This window comes from Halomonas sp. HL-93, assembly GCF_900086985.1.
Lineage (GTDB): Bacteria > Pseudomonadota > Gammaproteobacteria > Pseudomonadales > Halomonadaceae > Vreelandella.
This window is the reverse complement of record NZ_LT593974.1, coordinates 3,565,510-3,586,136: the sequence shown is the minus strand read 5'-3', so window position 1 is coordinate 3,586,136 and position 20,627 is coordinate 3,565,510. Positions and strand designations below refer to the sequence as shown.

The 20,627-nt window shown below is 54.3% G+C and carries 12 protein-coding genes and 2 rRNA genes; 7 read left to right on the top strand and 7 right to left on the bottom strand.

Features of this window, described 5'->3' with window-relative positions; translation table 11 throughout:
• Nucleotides 1–142: 142 nt before the first annotated feature.
• The gene (metF, locus tag GA0071314_RS16550) at nt 143–985 is read left to right on the top strand and encodes a methylenetetrahydrofolate reductase [NAD(P)H] (RefSeq protein WP_074397654.1); all 843 of its coding nucleotides are present in this window, start codon (nt 143–145) and stop codon (nt 983–985) included.
• A gap of 92 nt (nt 986–1,077) precedes the next feature.
• Here the strand turns inward: metF and GA0071314_RS16545 are convergent, their stop codons facing one another.
• The 4 genes from GA0071314_RS16545 to prlC all read right to left on the bottom strand — a co-directional run bounded on the left by GA0071314_RS16545 (nt 1,078) and on the right by prlC (nt 6,990).
• Complete coding sequence (locus tag GA0071314_RS16545; protein ID WP_074397653.1) at nt 1,078–3,279, bottom strand: TRAP transporter permease; 2,202 nt, start codon at nt 3,277–3,279, stop codon at nt 1,078–1,080.
• Nucleotides 3,280–3,370: 91 nt separating this feature from the next.
• A complete protein-coding gene (locus tag GA0071314_RS16540) occupies nt 3,371–4,351 on the bottom strand; it encodes a TAXI family TRAP transporter solute-binding subunit (protein WP_074397652.1) in 981 nt (326 codons plus the stop codon).
• 275 nt (nt 4,352–4,626) lie between these two features.
• Nucleotides 4,627–4,884 carry a YheV family putative zinc ribbon protein gene (locus GA0071314_RS16535; RefSeq protein WP_074397651.1) on the bottom strand — a complete coding sequence of 86 codons (258 nt, stop codon included), beginning with the start codon at nt 4,882–4,884 and terminating at the stop codon, nt 4,627–4,629.
• Between the two features lie 57 nt (nt 4,885–4,941).
• Nucleotides 4,942–6,990 (bottom strand): oligopeptidase A, encoded by a 2,049-nt coding sequence (prlC, locus tag GA0071314_RS16530; RefSeq protein ID WP_074397650.1) that lies wholly within the window; start codon nt 6,988–6,990, stop codon nt 4,942–4,944.
• Nucleotides 6,991–7,152: 162 nt separating this feature from the next.
• Between prlC and GA0071314_RS16525 the strand changes: the two genes are divergently transcribed.
• The 3 genes from GA0071314_RS16525 to GA0071314_RS16515 all read left to right on the top strand — a co-directional run bounded on the left by GA0071314_RS16525 (nt 7,153) and on the right by GA0071314_RS16515 (nt 9,840).
• Nucleotides 7,153–8,493: a sodium-dependent transporter gene (locus tag GA0071314_RS16525; RefSeq protein WP_074397649.1), complete on the top strand. Its 1,341-nt coding sequence runs from the start codon at nt 7,153–7,155 to the stop codon at nt 8,491–8,493.
• Between the two features lie 38 nt (nt 8,494–8,531).
• The gene (locus GA0071314_RS16520) at nt 8,532–9,080 is read left to right on the top strand and encodes a gamma carbonic anhydrase family protein (RefSeq protein WP_074397648.1); all 549 of its coding nucleotides are present in this window, start codon (nt 8,532–8,534) and stop codon (nt 9,078–9,080) included.
• Between the two features lie 88 nt (nt 9,081–9,168).
• Entirely contained in the window at nt 9,169–9,840 is a 672-nt protein-coding gene (locus GA0071314_RS16515) for a metal-dependent hydrolase (protein ID WP_074397647.1), read from the top strand.
• On the opposite strand, the gene GA0071314_RS16510 is transcribed toward GA0071314_RS16515, so the two are convergent.
• Genes GA0071314_RS16510 through GA0071314_RS16500 form a run of 3 tightly spaced genes read right to left on the bottom strand, consistent with a single transcriptional unit; the run spans nt 9,816 to nt 13,853 of the window.
• The gene (locus GA0071314_RS16510; protein ID WP_074397646.1) at nt 9,816–11,198 is read right to left on the bottom strand and encodes a sigma-54-dependent transcriptional regulator; all 1,383 of its coding nucleotides are present in this window, start codon (nt 11,196–11,198) and stop codon (nt 9,816–9,818) included. The two genes, GA0071314_RS16515 and GA0071314_RS16510, sit on opposite strands and share 25 nt — an antisense overlap.
• Nucleotides 11,191–13,083 carry a sensor histidine kinase gene (locus tag GA0071314_RS16505; RefSeq protein ID WP_074397645.1) on the bottom strand — a complete coding sequence of 631 codons (1,893 nt, stop codon included), beginning with the start codon at nt 13,081–13,083 and terminating at the stop codon, nt 11,191–11,193. Before GA0071314_RS16505 ends, GA0071314_RS16510 begins: the two co-directional genes overlap by 8 nt.
• A complete protein-coding gene (locus GA0071314_RS16500; RefSeq protein ID WP_074397644.1) occupies nt 13,080–13,853 on the bottom strand; it encodes a GntR family transcriptional regulator in 774 nt (257 codons plus the stop codon). The genes GA0071314_RS16505 and GA0071314_RS16500 overlap by 4 nt, the downstream gene beginning before the upstream one ends.
• Nucleotides 13,854–14,123: 270 nt before the next feature.
• On the opposite strand from GA0071314_RS16500, the gene lldD reads away from it, so the two are divergent.
• The 3 genes from lldD (at nt 14,124) to GA0071314_RS16485 (ending at nt 20,501) form a co-directional block, all read left to right on the top strand.
• Nucleotides 14,124–15,278 carry an FMN-dependent L-lactate dehydrogenase LldD gene (lldD, locus tag GA0071314_RS16495; protein ID WP_074397643.1) on the top strand — a complete coding sequence of 385 codons (1,155 nt, stop codon included), beginning with the start codon at nt 14,124–14,126 and terminating at the stop codon, nt 15,276–15,278.
• A 501-nt stretch (nt 15,279–15,779) separates the two neighbouring features.
• A 16S ribosomal RNA gene (locus GA0071314_RS16490) occupies nt 15,780–17,312 on the top strand.
• A 297-nt stretch (nt 17,313–17,609) separates the two neighbouring features.
• Nucleotides 17,610–20,501 (top strand): 23S ribosomal RNA (locus GA0071314_RS16485).
• Together the 16S and 23S rRNA genes form the textbook arrangement of a ribosomal RNA operon.
• The last annotated feature ends 126 nt before the right edge of the window (nt 20,502–20,627 follow it).

Here is a 20,627-nt window from a genome sequence, read left to right as displayed (position 1 = left end):
ATATGCCCCTCAATACATCACATTGACAGTTAACATGAGCCGAATTAAAGGCCAAACGTGGAATCTTTCATTGGCCCCAACGCGGTGGAAAAGCGAGAATAACGCAAAATATCACCACTTTGACGCATTATGAGGAAATCCCATGAGCCGCCACGAGCATCCGCTAGGTATTAGCTTTGAATTCTTTCCGCCCAACACCGATGCCGGGCGTGACAAGCTAATCCGCACGCGTGACGAGCTGGCCGCCCGAAAGCCGCGTTTTTTTTCTGTCACCTATGGTGCCGGTGGATCGACTCAAGCGCGTACTCGCGAGATTGTGCGTAAGGTAGGCCAGAGCGGTATTACCACCGCTCCGCACCTCTCCTGTATTGGTAGTGAAAAAGCCCAGTTGCGCGACCTGTTAGTCCAGTACCGTGAAGAAGGCGTTGACAGTTTGGTGGCGCTTCGCGGCGATATGCCGTCTGGCATGGGAAGCATCGGTGAGTTGCGCTACGCCAACGAACTTGTCGAGTTTATTCGTGATGAAACCGGCGACCATTTTGATATTGCCGTCGCCGCGTATCCAGAATCTCATCCACAGGCCCTCAACCTCGACAGGGATGTGGAAAACTTTGCCCGCAAGATGAAAGCGGGTGCCAACATGGCGATTACCCAGTACTTCTTTACAGCAGACGCCTACTTCCACTTTGTTGAAAAAGCGCGCGCCGCGGGTGTCGATCAGCCGATTATTCCCGGCATTATGCCGATTACCAATTACACCAAGCTGGCACGCTTTTCTGATGCCTGCGGAGCAGAGATTCCCCGCTGGATTCGTAAGCAACTGGAATCTTACGGCGATGATAGCGAGGCAATTGCAGCCTTTGGCACCGACGTCGTAAGTCGGCTCTGTCAGCGGTTACTGGATGGTGGCGCGCCGGGATTGCACTTTTACACCCTCAATCAAGCGGCGCCGGTGTTAAAAATCGTCGATAACCTAAGTGGCTAATGCCCATGTAGATACATGATGGTCCTAATAAAAAAACGCCCGCTCGATTATTGAGCGGGCGTTTTAGTTGGCAGCATTGCTGCGTTAGAGGGTTACGTAGTGCTAGGCGTATTGTCGGCTTTGCCGTGCTGCTTACGCTGCATAACAAACAGTATGACACCAATCGCCAAGCCAGCGATGTCGGTATAAATACCGCCGTAAATCATAAACAGCGCGCCAACCAGCATCACCAGGCGTTGCAGTGTGTTCAGCGGCCCGAAGAACCATTTCTGCACCATGGCTGAAAGCAACACGATACCCAGCAATGCGGTTACCCCGACGCGGGCAATCTGGAGCGGGGAACCTTCCATCAACATGGCCGGGCTGTAGAAGAACATGAATGGCACAATGAATGCAGCCAGACCGATCTTGAACGAGGCCACCGACGTGCCCATCGGGTTGTCCCCGGAAATACCTGCCGCCGCGTAGGAGGCCAAGGCAACCGGAGGGGTAATCGATGAAACAACTGCAAAGTAGAAGATAAAGAAATGGGCAATCAATGGCTCAATGCCAATATCAATCAAACCAGGCGCGACCACCGAGGCAGCAACGGCATACGCTGCCGTGGTCGGCATGCCCATGCCCAGCAAAATACTGATCAGCATCGCAAAGAACAGTGCCAGCAGTTGGCTTACACCCGCCAGGCCCAGCAGCAACGAAGAAAAACGCGCGCCAACACCGGTCAGCGAAATAACGCCGACGATCAAGCCAGCGCAAGCACACACGGCGATGATCTGTATCGACATGGTACCTGCCAGCTGTAACGCTCTCAGGATCGCGGTTAGCCCCATTTTATTGGGCGAGATCCAGCTGACAACGGCGGCCGCTGCTGTCGCCAGCGTGCCTGCGCGGATTACCGAGTAGCCCATAAACAGGGCGACAATCAATATGATGATCGGCGCAAACAGGTAGACATGCTTGACCAGCTTGGCGAACTTGGGAATCTCGTCCTTGCGCATGCCACGCATGCCTTTGCGCGCGGCTTCAAAATCCACCATAAAGTAGATCGATGCGAAGTAGAGAATGGCCGGGATCAGCGCGGCAACGGCAATCTCGGTATACGGGATGCCGGTGACTTCTGCCATGATGAAGGCGCCCGCCCCCATAATGGGCGGCATGATTTGCCCACCCGTTGAAGCGGCCGCTTCAATGGCCCCGGCGCTACGTGCGGGGTAGCCGACTTTTTTCATCAGCGGAATAGTCAGCGACCCAGTGGATACGACGTTACCGGCTGAGGTGCCGTTGATCATGCCCATCAACCCGGAAGCGAAAATGGCCACTTTAGCGGGGCCTCCTCGTGCGCGCCCGGCGGCGGCGAAGGCGAAGTTAACGAAGTAATCGCCAACCTTGGACGCCTGCAAAAAGGCCGCGAAGATAATGAACAGAATAATGTAGGTCGACGAAACGGCAGTGGTAGGTCCCAGTACACCGGTATCGGTATATACCTGGCTAAAAAAGCGCTGTAGTGACAGGCCAGGATAGCCTAGAAAGCCAGGTAAATAGGGGCCAATGAATACATAGGTGAGAAATACAGCTGAGATGGCGACCAACGCAAGCCCCGCAACACGACGGGTTAGCTCAAGGATGAGTAGAGAGCCTGCAATTGCGGCCCATGCAATCCCTGCTGGAGCAAATGAGGTGCCAGTTGAGGCGCGTAGCGGTGTATTGAACACCAGCAATAGATAGCCCGCGCTGGCAAGGGCACAGACCATCAACACCAGGTCGGCCGGGTTAAAACGATGGCGCGCCTGACGATAAAACCAGGAAAGCACAATCGCCAGCGCCGTGGTGGCAATAAGCGGGTAACCGTAGTGCAGGGTCTCAATGGTGGGCTCAATGCGCATTGCACCGCCGTTGAGCGTTTGCATCATAAAAAAGACTTGCAGAAGCGCATAAGCAGCGGGCACTAGCAGCGCATAGCTAACGATTGAGAGCCACTTGGGAGAGCCGTCGTGATCGGTGTCAGCAAAGCGTGAGCCGGCAAACAAGCCGTAACCCAGGATCAGCGCTCCCGTTATATGGATAATCCTGAACGACCAGGTTTCCATCGGAAATGCATTCAGCGTTATCAGGTGAAAGGCTGAATAACCAATGGCTAACGCAGCAAATAGGAAAAACTGCCAGCCGGTAAACAGACGTCGATTGGATTCAACAATTTCTTCATCGACACCTTCGGCGAGTATCTCAGAAGCGGATGAAACCGTTGGGGCATCATCTTTGGGGCCGTTAGGTTCTTGGTCGATTTTGTGACTCATTAGAGTTCACCCTCACAGCAAACAAAGGGGTATTAGCGAAAACTGCCCCGCCCAACCGGGTTGGTGCGGGGCAGCCGGCAACGAGTGTGACTTAGTTGATCATATCGTCGTCAATTTCGTGACCATTCTCTTCGTACCAGCGAGCAGCACCGGGGTGGAACGGCAGCACGGTGTTGTGCTTGATGTTCTCCGGGATGCTGTTAGCAGCGCTGCGGTGAACGGACTGCATGCGGTCATTGTTTTCCATGGTGGCTTTGGTGACTTCGTAAACAAAGTCTTCTGGCAGGTCACAGCCAGCAATTGCGAAGTTCCACATGGAGACGGCGCGGGCGTCTTCTTCCAGTGTTTCGTAGGTGCTAGCGGGGATCGTGAATTCCGCGACGGGGAATTTATCCATGACGATTTCCAGCTCTTCCTCGGTGAACTCGATAATGTTCACGTCGGTTTGCACTTCAAGCTGGCTAACTGCTGGAATCGGGATGCCGGCAGCGAAGGCAACAACGTCAAGCAGGCCATCCTGCAATTGGCCGCCAAGATCTGACCAGCCGCCGTTACGACGGTCAAAGTCAACGCCTAGCTCTTCCAGCATCGCTGGGAAATAGGTGTCAGAGGTTGAAGCCGAGGGGCCAAAGCCAATGCGTGCGCCGTCGGGTATATCAGAAATGGATTCGATATCGCTGTCGGCCAATGCGGCGATGGAGAACGGGGTTTCGTACATCGGGAACATGGCGCAGACGTTGTCCATTTTTTCGCCAGGCGCGAGAGGGCTTTCGCCATTGACGGCGTCAGCTGCCGGACCCATGGTCGCTAGGCCAAAGGCCATGTCGCCGCCATGTACCAGTGCCAAGTTTTGAGTTGGGCCACCGGTGACTTCGCCACCGCCTGAGATGTCTAACTCGTCAGCGATAAAGTTGGCCCAGCCAGAGCCATAAACAAAGTACGTGCCGCCTTGGCTTGCTGTGCCGACAGTGAAATTGTCTGGCCAGTCGTCGCGGTCGGCGTGAACGCTACCCGTAGCGAGTAACGCACTGCTCGTCAGCAATGCCAGTGTGGTCGGTTTAAAATTGCGCATGGCGAATTTCCCTAATGTTTATTGAGTTGTTAATCCGTTAGTGGACGTGCGGTTCAGGCAACGCTACTAACGGTGAGCAATAAATTAGAGCGATTGTCGTGCCAGTGCAATTATTTGTCTTTAAAAACAGTTGGTTATAAACTTTATATTAAACGTTGGTCGTAGATGGAATACATGGAAGTGTCTGGCGATACGCACGTTAGCCGCTATTGGGTGTGCGTAAAACCGCACATATAGTGGCCCCTCCAATATCTGACGCGATAACTCTTTAGTGGCTATGGGTCAGAGGGCTTATGGTTGGGGTCCATAATCCTCACAGGCTGGATGTCGTCTTGGGCGGGTGTCGGGCGGGCTTGATTGACGCGAGTGCTTAGCTCAGCCGGTGCATCATCTTCAATGGGTAGCTGCTCGAAAAAATCACAGCTGACGCATTCTCGATAGCGGATGCCATTTTGCTCCCAGGCGCGAATGCGATCCATGGCAGCACAGCGCGGGCAGGTCACGCCCGCAATAAAGCGTTTCACATTCGACATGATACTACTCCAAAGGCACGCCAACCCTTGAGGTCGGCGTGCATAGGCTATACGGATTTAAGCGGCTCGAATGCCGCTGTGGCGTAGAAGTGGCTCGACGCTGGGATCGCGGCCACGGAAGGCGTGGAATAACTCGGCAGCATCGCGTGCGCCGCCTTGTTCAAGCACTTCCTGCCGGAAACGCTGGCCCGTAGTGGGGTCGAAAATACCGGCTTCTTCAAAGGCACTCCAGGCATCGGCAGACAACACTTCGGCCCATTTGTAGCTGTAGTAACCCGCCGCGTAGCCGCCTGCGAAAATATGCCCAAAACTGTTTTGGAAACGGTTAAACGAAACGGTCGGTACTACCGAAACGCGCTCGCGTACCTCATTCAGCAATTCCTGGACATCACTGGCGCTGGGCGCTTCGAGTTCATGGTGCAAGCGCAGATCGAATAAGGAAAACTCAATTTGACGCGCCATACCCATCGCCGACTGGAAGTTTTTTGCCGCTTGCAAACGCGCCAATAGCTCTTCGGGAAGGGGGGCGCCGCTATCCACATGACGGGCAATCAGGTCGAGGCCTTCGCGTTCCCAGCAGTAGTTTTCCATAAACTGACTGGGTAGCTCTACGGCATCCCAGGCAACCCCGTTGATGCCGGAAATGTCCGCAATCGTTTGCTTCGTCAGCATGTGGTGCAAGCCATGGCCAAACTCATGGAACAACGTGGTCACTTCATCGTGGGTTAGCAGCGCAGGTTTGTTGCCCACGGGAGGTGTGAAATTGCAGGTAAGAAAGGCGACGGGGAGCTGCAAGCCGCTATTCACCTGGCGGCGTACGCGGCAGTCTGCCATCCAGGCACCGCCACGCTTGCCTTCTCGGGTATATAGATCTAGATAAAACCCGGCAATGGGCCGGTCATTGTCGGTGATCCAATAGAAACGCACGTCATCGTGATAGCGCGGCACTTGATTATCTTCTGTAAAGCGCACGCTGTAGAGGCGCTCCACCACTTGGAACAACCCATCGACCACCTGTGGGGCAGGAAAATAAGGGCGGAGCTGTTCTTGCGAAATAGCGTGGCGTGCTTCACGCAGTTTTTCACTAACGTAGGCCACATCCCAAGGCTCTAGCGACTCAATGCCAAGTTCATCCCGAGCAAAATCACTTAATTCGGTAAATTCCTGCTTGGCTTGTGGAACAGCTCGGTTCGCCAAGTCGTTCAGAAAAGCGAGCACCTGCTCGGGTGAGTCGGCCATCTTGGTCGCGAGCGAGTAGTCGGCGTAGGTGTCGAAGCCAAGTAGGTGGGCCAGTTCCTGGCGTAGCGACAAGATTTCTTCAAAAATAGGGGCGTTGTCGAATTGGCCAGCATCGGGACCTTGGTCAGACGCACGGGTCACAAATGCGGTATAGACTTCACGGCGTAGTTCGCGATTATCCGCATAACTAACTACCGGGAAGAAGCTGGGAAAGTCGAGCGTAATACGGTACCCGGTAATGCCTTTCGCGTCGGCGGTTGCTTTTAGCGTATCGAGCGCACTTTGCGGCACGCCTGCGAGAGTGTCGGCACTTTCGATGTCTTTATGCCATGCCTGCGTTGCGTCCAGCACATTATTGGAAAACTGGTTGGATAGCATCGACAAGCGCGCTTGAATAGCGCCATAACGGGCTTTTTTATCGGCGGGTAAGTCAACACCCGCCAGGCGGAAATCGCGTAGCGCGTTATCAACTGTGCGTTGCTGTGCGGCATCCATTTGGGCCCATGCTGAGCCCTCTTTTAGCGCTTGCCAGCCGTGAAACAGCCCCTCGTGCTGCCCTACCCAAGTGGTGAATGCGGAAAGTTGTTCCAGACAGGTCTGGTACGCTTCGCGAAGTTCGGGTGTATTCATCGTGCTATTGAGGTGCGAAACCGGTGACCACGCTTGGGTGAGCCGGTCGTTAACGTCTTCAATCGGCTTGGCAAAATTTTCCCATGTGGGCGTTGTAACGGCCGCTTGCTGAGCGAGGTGATCGATTGTGTCACGACTTTCGCTTATTAGGGCTTCAACGGCTGGGACCACGTGTTCAGTGCGGATGTCATTGAACGGGGGTAGCGAGTGACTCTCGAGCAGCGGATTGCGGGACATAGGCACCTCTTGGGTATCGGTGGGGCGCGACAAACGCCGTTATGTTGACAGAGTGCGGGCGAACGCGTGCTGTTTCAATGCCAGGAGGTTACCTTGGCTTGCCTTCAAGCCAGCGCCTGTTAGTCTTGCGGGCTTTTAGGGCCACCAAGGCGGGAGTCATCAATGAGTAAAACGCTAGAGCGCTGGGGGTCAAAGCGAGCCTTTATCCTAGCGGTAACAGGCGCTGCGGTGGGGTTAGGTAATATCTGGCGCTTTCCTTACGTTGCGGGTGAAAACGGCGGGGCCGCTTTTTTATTAATTTATGTGGCATTTGTTCTGTTGTTGGGTATTCCCGTGATGATGGCGGAAATTTTAATTGGCCGGGCAGGACGCCAAGGCCCCATGCAGGCACTTGGCGCATTGGCGGCAGAGGCTGGCGCCTCGCGTCACTGGCGTTGGCTGGGCCTTTTTGGGGCCTTTACCGTGTTTTGCATTTTGTCGTTTTACTCGGTGGTTTCTGGCTGGTCTATTGAGTTTTTGGTGGCATCGATCAACGGAAACTTTAAGGAGGCCAGTGCAACAGAAATCGGTGCCGGTTTTGAGTCTTTTCTCGCCAATCCGGGCCTGCTGATTTTTAACCACACGTTGTTTTTGTTTATGACCATGGCGGTGGTTGCAGCAGGCGTTGCGAAAGGCCTGGAACGATTAAATAACCTGTTGATGCCTTTATTGTATGGCTTGTTGCTGTTACTGGCGGCCTATGCGGCCACCACCAGCGGATTTGCTGATGCGCTGGCGTGGCTATTTTTACCCTCTTTTGACGCGCTAACGCCCAGCGTTGTATTGCATGCCATGGGGCATGCCTTTTTTACCCTGGCGGTGGGGGCGTGCGCGTTGATGGCTTATGGCGCCTATATGCCTGACGAACAGAGCCTACCGGGTGCGGCCATAGCGGTAGCAGTGTTGGATATTAGCGTTGCGTTACTGGCCGGTATTGCCATTTTTTCAGTGGTATTTGCTCAAGGAATGGACCCTGCCGATGGCCCAGGGTTGATGTTCGTAACGCTGCCGATAGCGTTTTCTGAGCTTCCCTGGGGCTCGCTTTGGTTGAGCCTGTTCTTTTTGCTACTGCTGTTGGCGACCTGGACCTCGGCGATTAATTTGGCTGAGCCCATGGTGGCTACATTACAGGGGTTTGGTTGGCGGCGTAGCGTCTCAACGGCGGTGGTAGCGTTGAGCGTCTGGTTGATTGGACTGCTATCGGCGTTGTCGTTCTCTACGCTTGCTGACTTTCGCCCGCTGCTGGGGCGCAACGTGTTCGAGTTAGTGAGCAGTGTACCGCCGGATATTTTCTTGCCATTAGGCGGGCTGTTAATCTCGATATTTGCTGTCTGGATCATGCCTCGCAGCACGGCAATGAAGGCACTGGGCGTCGGTGAGCGTCGCTATTTATGGTGGCGTAATGTGGTTCGCTGGGTATCGATTCCGCTGACGCTTATGGTTCTACTAAGCGGATTGCTATAGTAAGGCGTTATCACTTCATAGAGAGCGAGGAGGAGACAATGAGTAGCGCCTTGAGAAGCTTTGACAATGTGACCCCGCGTTTGGGTAAACGGGTATTTATTGATTCGGCCAGCGTAGTGATTGGCGATGTTGAGTTGGGTGATGACAGTTCTGTGTGGCCGATGACGGTCATCCGTGGAGATATGCACCGTATTCGTATTGGCGCGCGTACCAGCGTTCAGGATGGCAGTGTGCTGCATATTACCCATGCCAGCGAATTTAATCCCGACGGTTTCCCGCTCACCGTTGGTGATGATGTGACCATTGGCCATAAAGCCATCCTGCATGGCTGTACGCTGGGCAGCCGCATTTTAGTCGGTATGGGAGCCATTGTGATGGATGGCGCCGTGGTGGAAGATGAAGTGATTATTGCCGCCGGTGCGGTGGTAACGCCGGGCAAGCATCTGGAAAGCGGCTACGTTTATGCGGGTAACCCAGCCAAAGCATTACGCCCCCTGAAAGACAAAGAGCGGGCATTCTTTCCTTATACCGCGGGTAACTATGTAAAATTAAAAGATAAGTTCCTCGCCGAGCCAAACGCTTCTTAAGCGCTTCTTTTCCTCTATTTTTCTTGATAACGCGTGTTGTATCGGCCATAAATCTGTTAATTTATACAGTTTTCTGGTCGAGCACGCCATGGCGAATTTTCGCACCCACCTCACGGTGGCCACCGCAGGCGGTATGCTGTTGGCTTATGCTGGCTGGCATGCGCAGTGGTGGTCACCTTCTCAAGCGTTACTGATGGTGGCGCTGGCCGCGTTTGGCGGTATTTTGCCCGATATTGATGCGGATCGATCTCACTCGATCCGGCTTATTTTTAATATTTTATCAATACCCGCACTGGTCCTTGGCGTACTCATACTGCAGCCCTGGTTGTCCGCGGGGCAGTTGCTGATGGCGTGCGCTGGGGTATACATCACAGTGCGCTACTTTGCTGGCATCACCTTTTCACGGTTCACCGTGCATCGCGGTATTTGGCATTCGTTGCTGGCGAGTCTGCTTTGTACGCTGTTGACGACTGCTGTTAGCTTCCAACTCCTATCACAGCCTGCGTGGCTTGCCTGGTCGCATGGGGCGGCAGTATGGCTTGGGTTTATCGTACACTTGACGTTGGACGAAATTTACAGCGTCGATTTGGAAGGTGCGCGGCTTAAGCGGTCATTTGGCACTGCGTTGAAGTTTGGTGATTGCCGTCGCCCGCTATCGAATATGTTGATGCTGGTTGCCTTGTTACCGCTCTGGCCTTGGCTTCCGCCCTGGAACGTGCTCGGCGAGCTATTAACTCAGGGTTCGCTACTATGGCGGTAGTCGTCAGCATGTAACCCGTGTTTTTTTAGTTTGTCGTAGAAGGTTTTGCGGGGAATGCCTAGGTGCTGGCAAACTTCAGTGACGCGGCCGTGGTAGCGAGATAGCGACTGGCTGATCAGGCTTTTTTCGAACAGTTCGACCTGGCGAGGTAGGGTGGGTTCTTCGGTATCTGCTTGGGCCCCTTCGAGCAGTGCATCCAACCGGTAATCGAAGGCCGCACCGAGCAACACATAGCGCTCGGCCAGATTACGCAATTCGCGCACGTTACCTGGCCAATCGTGGGCCAGCAAGCTGGCGACGCCGTGGCTGTCGACGGTGGGTGCTTCCAGGCCACTGCGGTTGGCGGCCACGACGGCAAAGTGCTGAAACAGCAGCGGGATATCTTCACGCCTCTCTCTGAGCGCCGGAAGTGGTAAGGTGACGACGTTGAGTCGGTAATACAGGTCTTCACGAAAGCGACCATCTTCGGCGGCTACTTTGAGATCAACTTTGGTGGCGGCAATGACGCGGATATCGAGGGGTACCGCTTCGTTGGCGCCTAGCCTTTCAATATGACGTTCTTGCAGTACACGCAGCAATTTAACCTGCAGCGCGAGGGGCATGGATTCAATTTCATCCAAGAACACCGTCCCCCCGTTCGCGTGTTCGAATTTGCCGATTCGCCGCTCAACGGCGCCGGTAAACGCCCCTTTCTCATGCCCGAATAGCTCAGACTCGATGGTGTTTTCTGGAACCGCGCCGCAGTTAATTGCCATAAAGGGGTGGTTGCGCCGAGCGCTGCGTTCGTGAATAGCGCGGGCAACGAGGTCTTTGCCAGTGCCAGTTTCACCAAACAGCAAAACGTCAGCTTCTACTTGGCTGATGCGCTGAATCATCGCCGCCAGCCGTGAAATCACCTGCGTACGACCTACCAAACGCGGACCGAGCGCCGCTTGCTGGGCTTCAAGCTCCGCTTTAAGGCGGTTGTTTTCCAGGCTGAGCTGGCGCGTTTCGATGCCACGACGCACTACATCAAGCAGTTCTTCGCCGGCGAAAGGTTTTTCCAGAAAGTCCCAGGCACCGGCGCGCATGGCTTCAACAGCGGTTGAAATATCACCATGTCCGGTAATCAAAATAATTGGCAGGGTGCTGTCGCGACGATGGAGTTCGTGCAGCAGCGTCATGCCATCCATGCCAGGCATGCGAATGTCGCTGACAATCACGCCGGGAAAGTTGACGGGTAAGGCCGCTAGTGCCGCTTCAGCGGATTCAAAGCAGTGCGGTGTATAACCGGCAAGTTCGAGGGTCTGGCTGGCGGTGATTCGCAGATGCGGTTCGTCGTCAATCACCATGACCGGCAGCGTCGACGGCTCATGCATCGGAATGAATCTCCTGGGTAGCTCGCGGCGCGGGCGCGAGAGGAAGTATAATGGTAAAGCAAGCGCCACTATCGGGCAGGTTAGCTGCCTGCAACTTTCCACCTAGATCATCCATGATACGCGATGAAATGGACAATCCTAAGCCTAAACCGCTACCGGGCGCTTTGGTAGTGAAAAACGGCTCGAAAACCTGTTCAAGGTAGGAAGGGGGAATGCCTGGGCCGTTATCGGCAACCCGAATGATGATCTGTTGGTTTTCGGCGTGAGCACTAAGCGTAAGTTGCGGCGTAGCGGTCTCTTTCATAGCCTGGAGCGCATTGCCAATTAAATTGACCAGTACTTGCTCCAGACGCACTAGGTCGGCCTTTACCCAGAGCGTATCCTCGGGCCAATGCTGTTCGACACGAACGTGATCGTCGCGAAGGCGGCTTTGGAAAAGGCGTAATGCGTAATCGGCACACGCTTGAACGGAAATCGTCTCAGGACGGTCGCTACTTTTGCGGGAAAATTGGCGTAGTTGAGCGCTAATGTCGGCCATCCTTTGGGTGAGCTCAATAATTTGCTCTAGGTTGGCGTCCGCTTGCTCCACTCTCGAAAGTTCGATAAAACGCCGGGCGTTTTCGCTATAGGCGCGAATAGCCGCTAGCGGTTGATTAAGCTCGTGATTAATGCCAGCCGCGAGCTGACCTAATACCGCCAGCTTAGCTGCTTGAATTAATTCATCTTGGGTTTGCCTCAGGTTGGCTTCTGCACGGCGACGCTCGTCTATTTCATCAGATAGGCGTTGGTTGCTGGCGACGAGGTCGCGGGTGCGTCGCTCAACGCTCATTTCCAGTTCATCGCGTACGCGGGCCAAGGTTTGCCGCTCGCGTTCGGCGAATGTCTCGCGCTCACGGCGGAGGCGTAATCGTTGCCAGCCAATACCCGCAGCCAGAGTGACAACTCCATAGAGGCCGCCGGCCATTAATGCAGCCATCCACTGCGCGTTCACGACCGGACTAAGCGGCTTAAGAATATGCATTTGCCAGCCAAACTCGGGGATTTCGCGGGTCAGGTTCAGGTAGTGCCCATCACTGAGCGGCTCCTCTTGAAAGGTTACGATTTGGCTGTGAGCACCATGCACGTCTTGAACCTGAATGCCTGATGGGGTCAGTGGTTCTTGGCCATAGCGCTTTGTCTCATGCAACGCTTGCCGCTGCCCCTCGGTAAGTGGATACAGCGCGTTCATGCGCAGTTCGGGCTGGCTGGCGAGAAAGATAATATTGTCGTCATCGGTAACAAAGAGCGTTGAGTCCTGTTCCGCCCAGCTTTCCTCAACGTCGTTGAGCAGTACTTTTATGACAAGGACGCCGTCGGGACGTGCATCCGGTGAGGTGTCATCTAGCCACACAGGCGCTGAAAAGTAATAACCGCGCTCCTGAGATTGAAGGCCAAGTCCGTAAAAACGTCCTTCCCCGCCTGCCATCGCCTCTCGGTAATAGCTCCGAAAAGCGTAATTTTGTCCGATAAAAGTGTTTGGACGGTGCCAGTTGCTGGCGGCGACTGTGTCAGCATCCCGATCTAGGAGGTACACGTCAGATACCCCCGAAGTAAAACGGAAACGGTCGAGCAGTAAGTTGAGTGGCATGGGGTCTTGGCGATTGGGTGACGCTAGGAAACGCTGGACACCCTCGCGCGTGGCCAGCAGCTGGGGCAGATAGTCGTAGCGCAACAGATAGCCGTTTAGGTTGGCAGCGGAAAGGCGGAGTTCGTTTTCTGCTTCCTCCTGAAGGTTGGTCAGTGCCTGCTCCCGGGCAAGTAGCGCGGCTTGCCACATACAGAAGACGAGGCCTAACGGCACCGCGATCAACCATAGATATCGCCAGCGTAAAGGAGAAAATTTCATGCCGGTGCCGAGCTCGCCCCTTGGGCCCGGCGCAGCGCACGCTGAGCGCGGGTTTCGGCTCTTGCCATTTCCAATAGCCCTTCTTCTACGTAGACCAAGTGTTCATGGGCGCGAGCGCGGGCATCCTCGGCTCGGCCTTCCAAGATCGCATCCAGCAGCGCGCGGTGCTGCTTCATTAGCTGTGTACGAGAGTCAGGCTTGGCGAAGAGGTGCGCTAAATTATCAACAATGCTCTGCTCTAAAAGGTGGAAAATGCCTCGAATAGTATGTAACAGCAGGACGTTGTGTGCCGCTTCCGCAATCGATAGGTGAAAGGCCGCATCTAGCTTCGCTTCTTGAGCAGGGTCGGCACCGACAAAGCCGCCATCAAGCTCTTCAAAGCGCTGTATGAGCACTGCCTTATCGGCGGGCGTAGACCGCAGGGCTGCGTAATAAGCCGAAATGCCCTCCATGGCATCCCGAAACTCAAGTAAATCTAAATGAAATTCTTTATGTCTCGAGAGCATTTCTAATAAGGGGTCGGTATACCCACTATTGAGAGAATCATTGACGAAAGTGCCCCCGCCTTGACGACTGGTCAATAAGCCGTGAGCCGACAATTTTTGTATGGCTTCCCTTAATGACGGGCGTGATACGCCAAAACGTTCGGCAAGCTCGCGCTCGGGCGGTAGCCGCTGCCCGGGTTTTAAGCTGCCTTCTAAGATCATGGCCTCTAAGCGCTCGGTAATTACATCGGCCAAACGCTGTTGGCGGAGCGGCGGGTAGCTCATCTAACAGCTCCTTAAATAAATTGGTAAGACCAATATTAAGACGATTATCCACTCAGCTCAAGTAACTTCCAGAAGTAGTGGTGGGTGGCGAGCCTGGCTGTTTGTTAATTTGGACTAAAGTATAGGTCTGTAAATAGCTTGCAGGCGGCATCATCAATTGACACTGTTGGATTGCCTCACTAATGTTGGTGCTGAACTTTTGTCAATTGGTAAAACCAATTTTTAGTTTTGGGTGCCAGCATATAGCACACCCGCTGCATAGGGCTCGCCATGATAATTTCAGCATCTACGGACTACCGCAAGGCTGCCAAGCGTCGTCTTCCTCCGTTTCTTTTCCACTATGCTGATGGTGGCGCCTATGCAGAGCACACCCTGCGGCGTAATGTCGATGATCTAGCCGATATTGCGTTGCGTCAGCGCGTACTAAAGGATATGTCGTCACTTTCCCTGGAGACTGAGCTGTTTGGCGAAAAGCTGGCGATGCCTGTTGCCCTGGCGCCTGTTGGGCTGGCGGGGATGTATGCAAGGCGCGGTGAAGTGCAGGCGGCGCGTGCTGCCACTAAGAAAGGCGTTCCATTTACTCTCTCCACCGTATCGGTGTGCCCGATTGCGGAGGTGGCTGCGGCAGTGGAACGCCCCATCTGGTTCCAGCTTTACGTTTTGAAAGACCGTGGCTTTATGAAGCACGTCTTAGAGCGTGCTAAAGCAGCAGGTGTAAAGACGCTGATTTTCACCGTCGACATGCCGGTTCCCGGCGCCCGCTACCGCGATGCCCACTCAGGTATGAGTGGTAAGAACGGTCCGATGAAGCGCATGCTTCAAGCAGCAACACACCCTTTTTGGGCCTGGGACGTGGGTGTTAATGGTCGCCCTCATGACTTGGGCAATGTTTCTGATTATCGCGGTAAGCCAACGGAGCTTGAGGACTACATTGCTTGGCTTGGTGATAACTTTGATCCGTCAATCTCATGGAAAGACCTCGAGTGGATTCGTGAATTTTGGGATGGCCCGATGATCATCAAGGGCATCCTGGACCCTGAGGATGCGCGAGACGCGGTCCGTTTCGGCGCCGATGGCATTGTTGTCTCCAACCATGGTGGTCGTCAGCTTGATGGCGTGCCTTCCACTGCGCGAGCCTTACCAGCTATAGCGGATGCCGTTAAAGGCGATCTGACTATTTTGGCCGATTCTGGTGTGCGTAGCGGGTTAGATGTTGTGAGAATGGTTGCTATGGGGGCAGATACGGCATTGATAGGCCGCGCTTTTATCTATGCGCTAGCCACGGCTGGAGAGGCAGGCGTCGCCCATTTGCTTGAGCTATTCGAAAAAGAAATGAGGGTTGCCATGACACTGACAGGAGCGCGGAGTATTGCTGACCTCAGTTCGGATTCGCTAGTGTCAGGCGCATTGCGCCACGCTCAATAATGAGTAGTGAAGTTTGCGCTGATGAGAGTAGAGCAGGGTGGCGTTGGATTTTTTCGCCCTGCCTCTTGCCAACCCGGCGGTGACACCGTAAAGTACGCATCCGCTGCCGGGGACGCCAAGCGTTGCCAGCGGTGAGAAGGGTTTAAAACCCTCGGTTTGTCAGTGAGTTAGGGTGCTGATGGTGACAGTGGGTTTGCATCACCTCGCGCCAATTAGTCATTGACAACCACCCGGAAGTGCGTAGAATACGTCTTCCTCGCTGAGGCCAAACCGTTCACCGGTTGGCCGGTTTTGTAAAGCGAAACGCTCTTTAATAATTTGATCAGGTAATTCATGTGGGCGCTTGCCGATGAGGGTGATAAATCACCGAATATCAAGGCAAGCGACTCAAGCACTACGGCTTTTCGAAGCCGATATTGAATGAATTCGTTTGACCCTTGAGCCAAGTTTGGTTCGCTTTTGCTGCCCTTTGGGGTGGTGAGTAAGAACCACAATGATTTTAAACTGAAGAGTTTGATCATGGCTCAGATTGAACGCTGGCGGCAGGCCTAACACATGCAAGTCGAGCGGTAACAGATCCAGCTTGCTGGATGCTGACGAGCGGCGGACGGGTGAGTAATGCATAGGAATCTACCCGGTAGTGGGGGATAACCTGGGGAAACCCAGGCTAATACCGCATACGTCCTACGGGAGAAAGGGGGCTTCGGCTCCCGCTATCGGATGAGCCTATGCCGGATTAGCTGGTTGGTGAGGTAACGGCTCACCAAGGCGACGATCCGTAGCTGGTCTGAGAGGATGATCAGCCACATCGGGACTGAGACACGGCCCGAACTCCTACGGGAGGCAGCAGTGGGGAATATTGGACAATGGGGGCAACCCTGATCCAGCCATGCCGCGTGTGTGAAGAAGGCCCTCGGGTTGTAAAGCACTTTCAGCGAGGAAGAACGCCTGGTGGTTAATACCCGCCAGGAAAGACATCACTCGCAGAAGAAGCACCGGCTAACTCCGTGCCAGCAGCCGCGGTAATACGGAGGGTGCAAGCGTTAATCGGAATTACTGGGCGTAAAGCGCGCGTAGGTGGCTTGATAAGCCGGTTGTGAAAGCCCCGGGCTCAACCTGGGAACGGCATCCGGAACTATCAGGCTAGAGTGCAGGAGAGGAAGGTAGAATTCCCGGTGTAGCGGTGAAATGCGTAGAGATCGGGAGGAATACCAGTGGCGAAGGCGGCCTTCTGGACTGACACTGACACTGAGGTGCGAAAGCGTGGGTAGCAAACAGGATTAGATACCCTGGTAGTCCACGCCGTAAACGATGTCGACCAGCCGTTGGGTGCCTAGCGCACTTTGTGGCGAAGTTAACGCGATAAGTCGACCGCCTGGGGAGTACGGCCGCAAGGTTAAAACTCAAATGAATTGACGGGGGCCCGCACAAGCGGTGGAGCATGTGGTTTAATTCGATGCAACGCGAAGAACCTTACCTACCCTTGACATCCTGCGAACTTGGTAGAGATACCTTGGTGCCTTCGGGAGCGCAGAGACAGGTGCTGCATGGCTGTCGTCAGCTCGTGTTGTGAAATGTTGGGTTAAGTCCCGTAACGAGCGCAACCCTTGTCCTTATTTGCCAGCGAGTAATGTCGGGAACTCTAAGGAGACTGCCGGTGACAAACCGGAGGAAGGTGGGGACGACGTCAAGTCATCATGGCCCTTACGGGTAGGGCTACACACGTGCTACAATGGCCGGTACAGAGGGCGGCGAGCTCGCGAGAGTCAGCGAATCCCTTAAAGCCGGTCTCAGTCCGGATCGGAGTCTGCAACTCGACTCCGTGAAGTCGGAATCGCTAGTAATCGTGAATCAGAATGTCACGGTGAATACGTTCCCGGGCCTTGTACACACCGCCCGTCACACCATGGGAGTGGACTGCACCAGAAGTGGTTAGCCTAACTTTGGAGGGCGATCACCACGGTGTGGTTCATGACTGGGGTGAAGTCGTAACAAGGTAGCCGTAGGGGAACCTGCGGCTGGATCACCTCCTTAAACGATGCATCATGCTCGCGGTAAGCGCTCACAATGAATTGCCTGATCAGATAGCTGCCGATACGCAGTGATAAGCGGATGCTTTTTTCACATTGAAAGAAAAGAAGAAAGGTCTTTTCTCTTTTTTTAACGTGAAGAAAACGCTTATCACTGCGCATAGCAGTCGCTCTTTAACAATGTATATCATGCTGACAGGAACGTGTGTTGAACACGTTCCTACGTAATTGTTTTGTGATACGTCTCAAGCGTATCCGGCAATCGTTATCATTGCGAACCCCAGACTCCTTCGGGTTATAGGGTCAAGCAATGAAGCGCACACGGTGGATGCCTAGGCAGCCAGAGGCGATGAAAGACGTGGAAGCCTGCGATAAGGCTCGGCGAGGTGGCAAACAACCTGTGACCCGGGCATTTCTGAATGGGGAAACCCACCGATCACAAGATCGGTATTCCACGCTGAATATATAGGCGTGGGAGGCGAACCAGGGGAACTGAAACATCTAAGTACCCTGAGGAAAAGAAATCAACCGAGATTCCCCCAGTAGCGGCGAGCGAACGGGGACCAGCCCTTAAGCATGTGACTGATTAGGCGAATGCGTTGGGAAGCGCGGCCGTAGCGGGTGATAGCCCCGTAGTCGAAAGTCTGATCATGTGAAATCGAGTAGGTCGGGGCACGAGAAACCTTGACTGAAGACGGGGGGACCATCCTCCAAGGCTAAATACTCCTGGCTGACCGATAGTGAACCAGTACCGTGAGGGAAAGGCGAAAAGAACCCCGGAGAGGGGAGTGAAATAGATCCTGAAACCGTGTGCGTACAAGCAGTAGGAGCCCACTTGTTGGGTGACTGCGTACCTTTTGTATAATGGGTCAGCGACTTATATTCAGTGGCGAGGTTAACCGTATAGGGGAGCCGTAGGGAAACCGAGTCTTAACTGGGCGACACAGTCGCTGGATATAGACCCGAAACCGAGCGATCTATCCATGAGCAGGGTGAAGGTTGAGTAACATCAACTGGAGGCCCGAACCAGGATCTGTTGAAAAAGATTTGGATGACTTGTGGATCGGAGTGAAAGGCTAATCAAGCTCGGAGATAGCTGGTTCTCCTCGAAAGCTATTTAGGTAGCGCCTCACGTATCACCGCCGGGGGTAGAGCACTGTTTCGGCTAGGGGGTCATCCCGACTTACCAACCCGAGGCAAACTCCGAATACCGGTGAGTGCGAGCGTGGGAGACACACAGCGGGTGCTAACGTCCGTTGTGAAAAGGGAAACAACCCAGACCGTCAGCTAAGGTCCCGAAATCCTGGTTAAGTGGGAAACGATGTGGGAAGGCTCAGACAGCTAGGAGGTTGGCTTAGAAGCAGCCATCCTTTAAAGAAAGCGTAATAGCTCACTAGTCGAGTCGGCCTGCGCGGAAGATGTAACGGGGCTAAACCAGGTACCGAAGCTACGGGTGCGTTCTTAGGAATGCGCGGTAGAGGAGCGTCGTGTACGCCGATGAAGGTGGATTGAGAAGTCTGCTGGAGGTATCACGAGTGCGAATGCTGACATGAGTAACGATAAAGGGAGTGAAAAACTCCCTCGCCGGAAGACCAAGGGTTTCTGTTCGACGCTAATCGGAGCAGAGTGAGTCGGCCCCTAAGGCGAGGCCGAAAGGCGTAGTCGATGGGAAACGGGTCAATATTCCCGTACCGGACATGGTTGCGATGGGGGGACGAAGAAGGCTAGATGAGCCAGGCGTTGGTAGTCCTGGTGAAAGTCCGTAGGCTGAGGGTTTAGGTAAATCCGGACCCTTAAGGCCGAGAGACGAGACGAAGACACTAAGGTGTTGAAGTCATCGATGCCACGCTTCCAGGAAAAGCCTCTAAGCTTCAGATCATGTGCGACCGTACCCCAAACCGACACAGGTGGTCAGGGTGAGAATCCCAAGGCGCTTGAGAGAACTCGGGTGAAGGAACTAGGCAAAATGGTGCCGTAACTTCGGGAGAAGGCACGCCGGCGTATTGTGAGAGCCCTCGCGGCTTAAGCGAGAACCGGTCGAAGATACCAGGTGGCTGCAACTGTTTATTAAAAACACAGCACTCTGCTAACGCGCAAGCGGACGTATAGGGTGTGACGCCTGCCCGGTGCCGGAAGGTTAAATGATGGTGTTAGGATTCGTCCGAAGCTCTTGATTGAAGCCCCGGTAAACGGCGGCCGTAACTATAACGGTCCTAAGGTAGCGAAATTCCTTGTCGGGTAAGTTCCGACCTGCACGAATGGCGTAATGATGGCCACGCTGTCTCCACCCGAGACTCAGTGAAATTGAAATCGCCGTGAAGATGCGGTGTACCCGCGGCTAGACGGAAAGACCCCGTGAACCTTTACTATAGCTTCACACTGGACGCTGATGTTGCCTGTGTAGGATAGCTGGGAGGCTTTGAACTTTGGACGCCAGTTCGAAGGGAGCCAACCTTGAAATACCAGCCTGGCATCATTGGCGTTCTCACTCAGGTCCGTTATCCGGATCGAGGACAGTGTGTGGTGGGTAGTTTGACTGGGGCGGTCTCCTCCCAAAGCGTAACGGAGGAGCACGAAGGTACCCTCAGCACGGTCGGACATCGTGCAATGAGTGCAAGAGCATAAGGGTGCTTGACTGCGAGACAGACACGTCGAGCAGGTGCGAAAGCAGGTTCTAGTGATCCGGTGGTTCTGTATGGAAGGGCCATCGCTCAACGGATAAAAGGTACTCCGGGGATAACAGGCTGATACCGCCCAAGAGTTCACATCGACGGCGGTGTTTGGCACCTCGATGTCGGCTCATCACATCCTGGGGCTGAAGTCGGTCCCAAGGGTATGGCTGTTCGCCATTTAAAGTGGTACGCGAGCTGGGTTTAGAACGTCGTGAGACAGTTCGGTCCCTATCTGCCGTGGGCGTTGGATGTTTGAGAAGGGCTGCTCCTAGTACGAGAGGACCGGAGTGGACGCACCTCTGGTGTTCCGGTTGTCACGCCAGTGGCATTGCCGGGTAGCTATGTGCGGACGGGATAACCGCTGAAAGCATCTAAGCGGGAAGCCCCCTTCAAGATGAGACATCCCTGAGGCCTAGAGCCTCCTGAAGGGCCCAGCGAGACCAGCTGGTTGATAGGCACGGTGTGGAAGCGCTGCAAGGTGTTGAGCTAACGTGTACTAATGGCCCGTGAGGCTTGACCCTATAACACCCAAGGGGTCTGGTCGTGATGATAACGAACGAGTGTGAGAGCACTCAGAGAACCGGATACGCGCACTGAGCCAAGTGTTTACGACACAGGGCTTGGTAAGAGAGACGCCACAAGACACA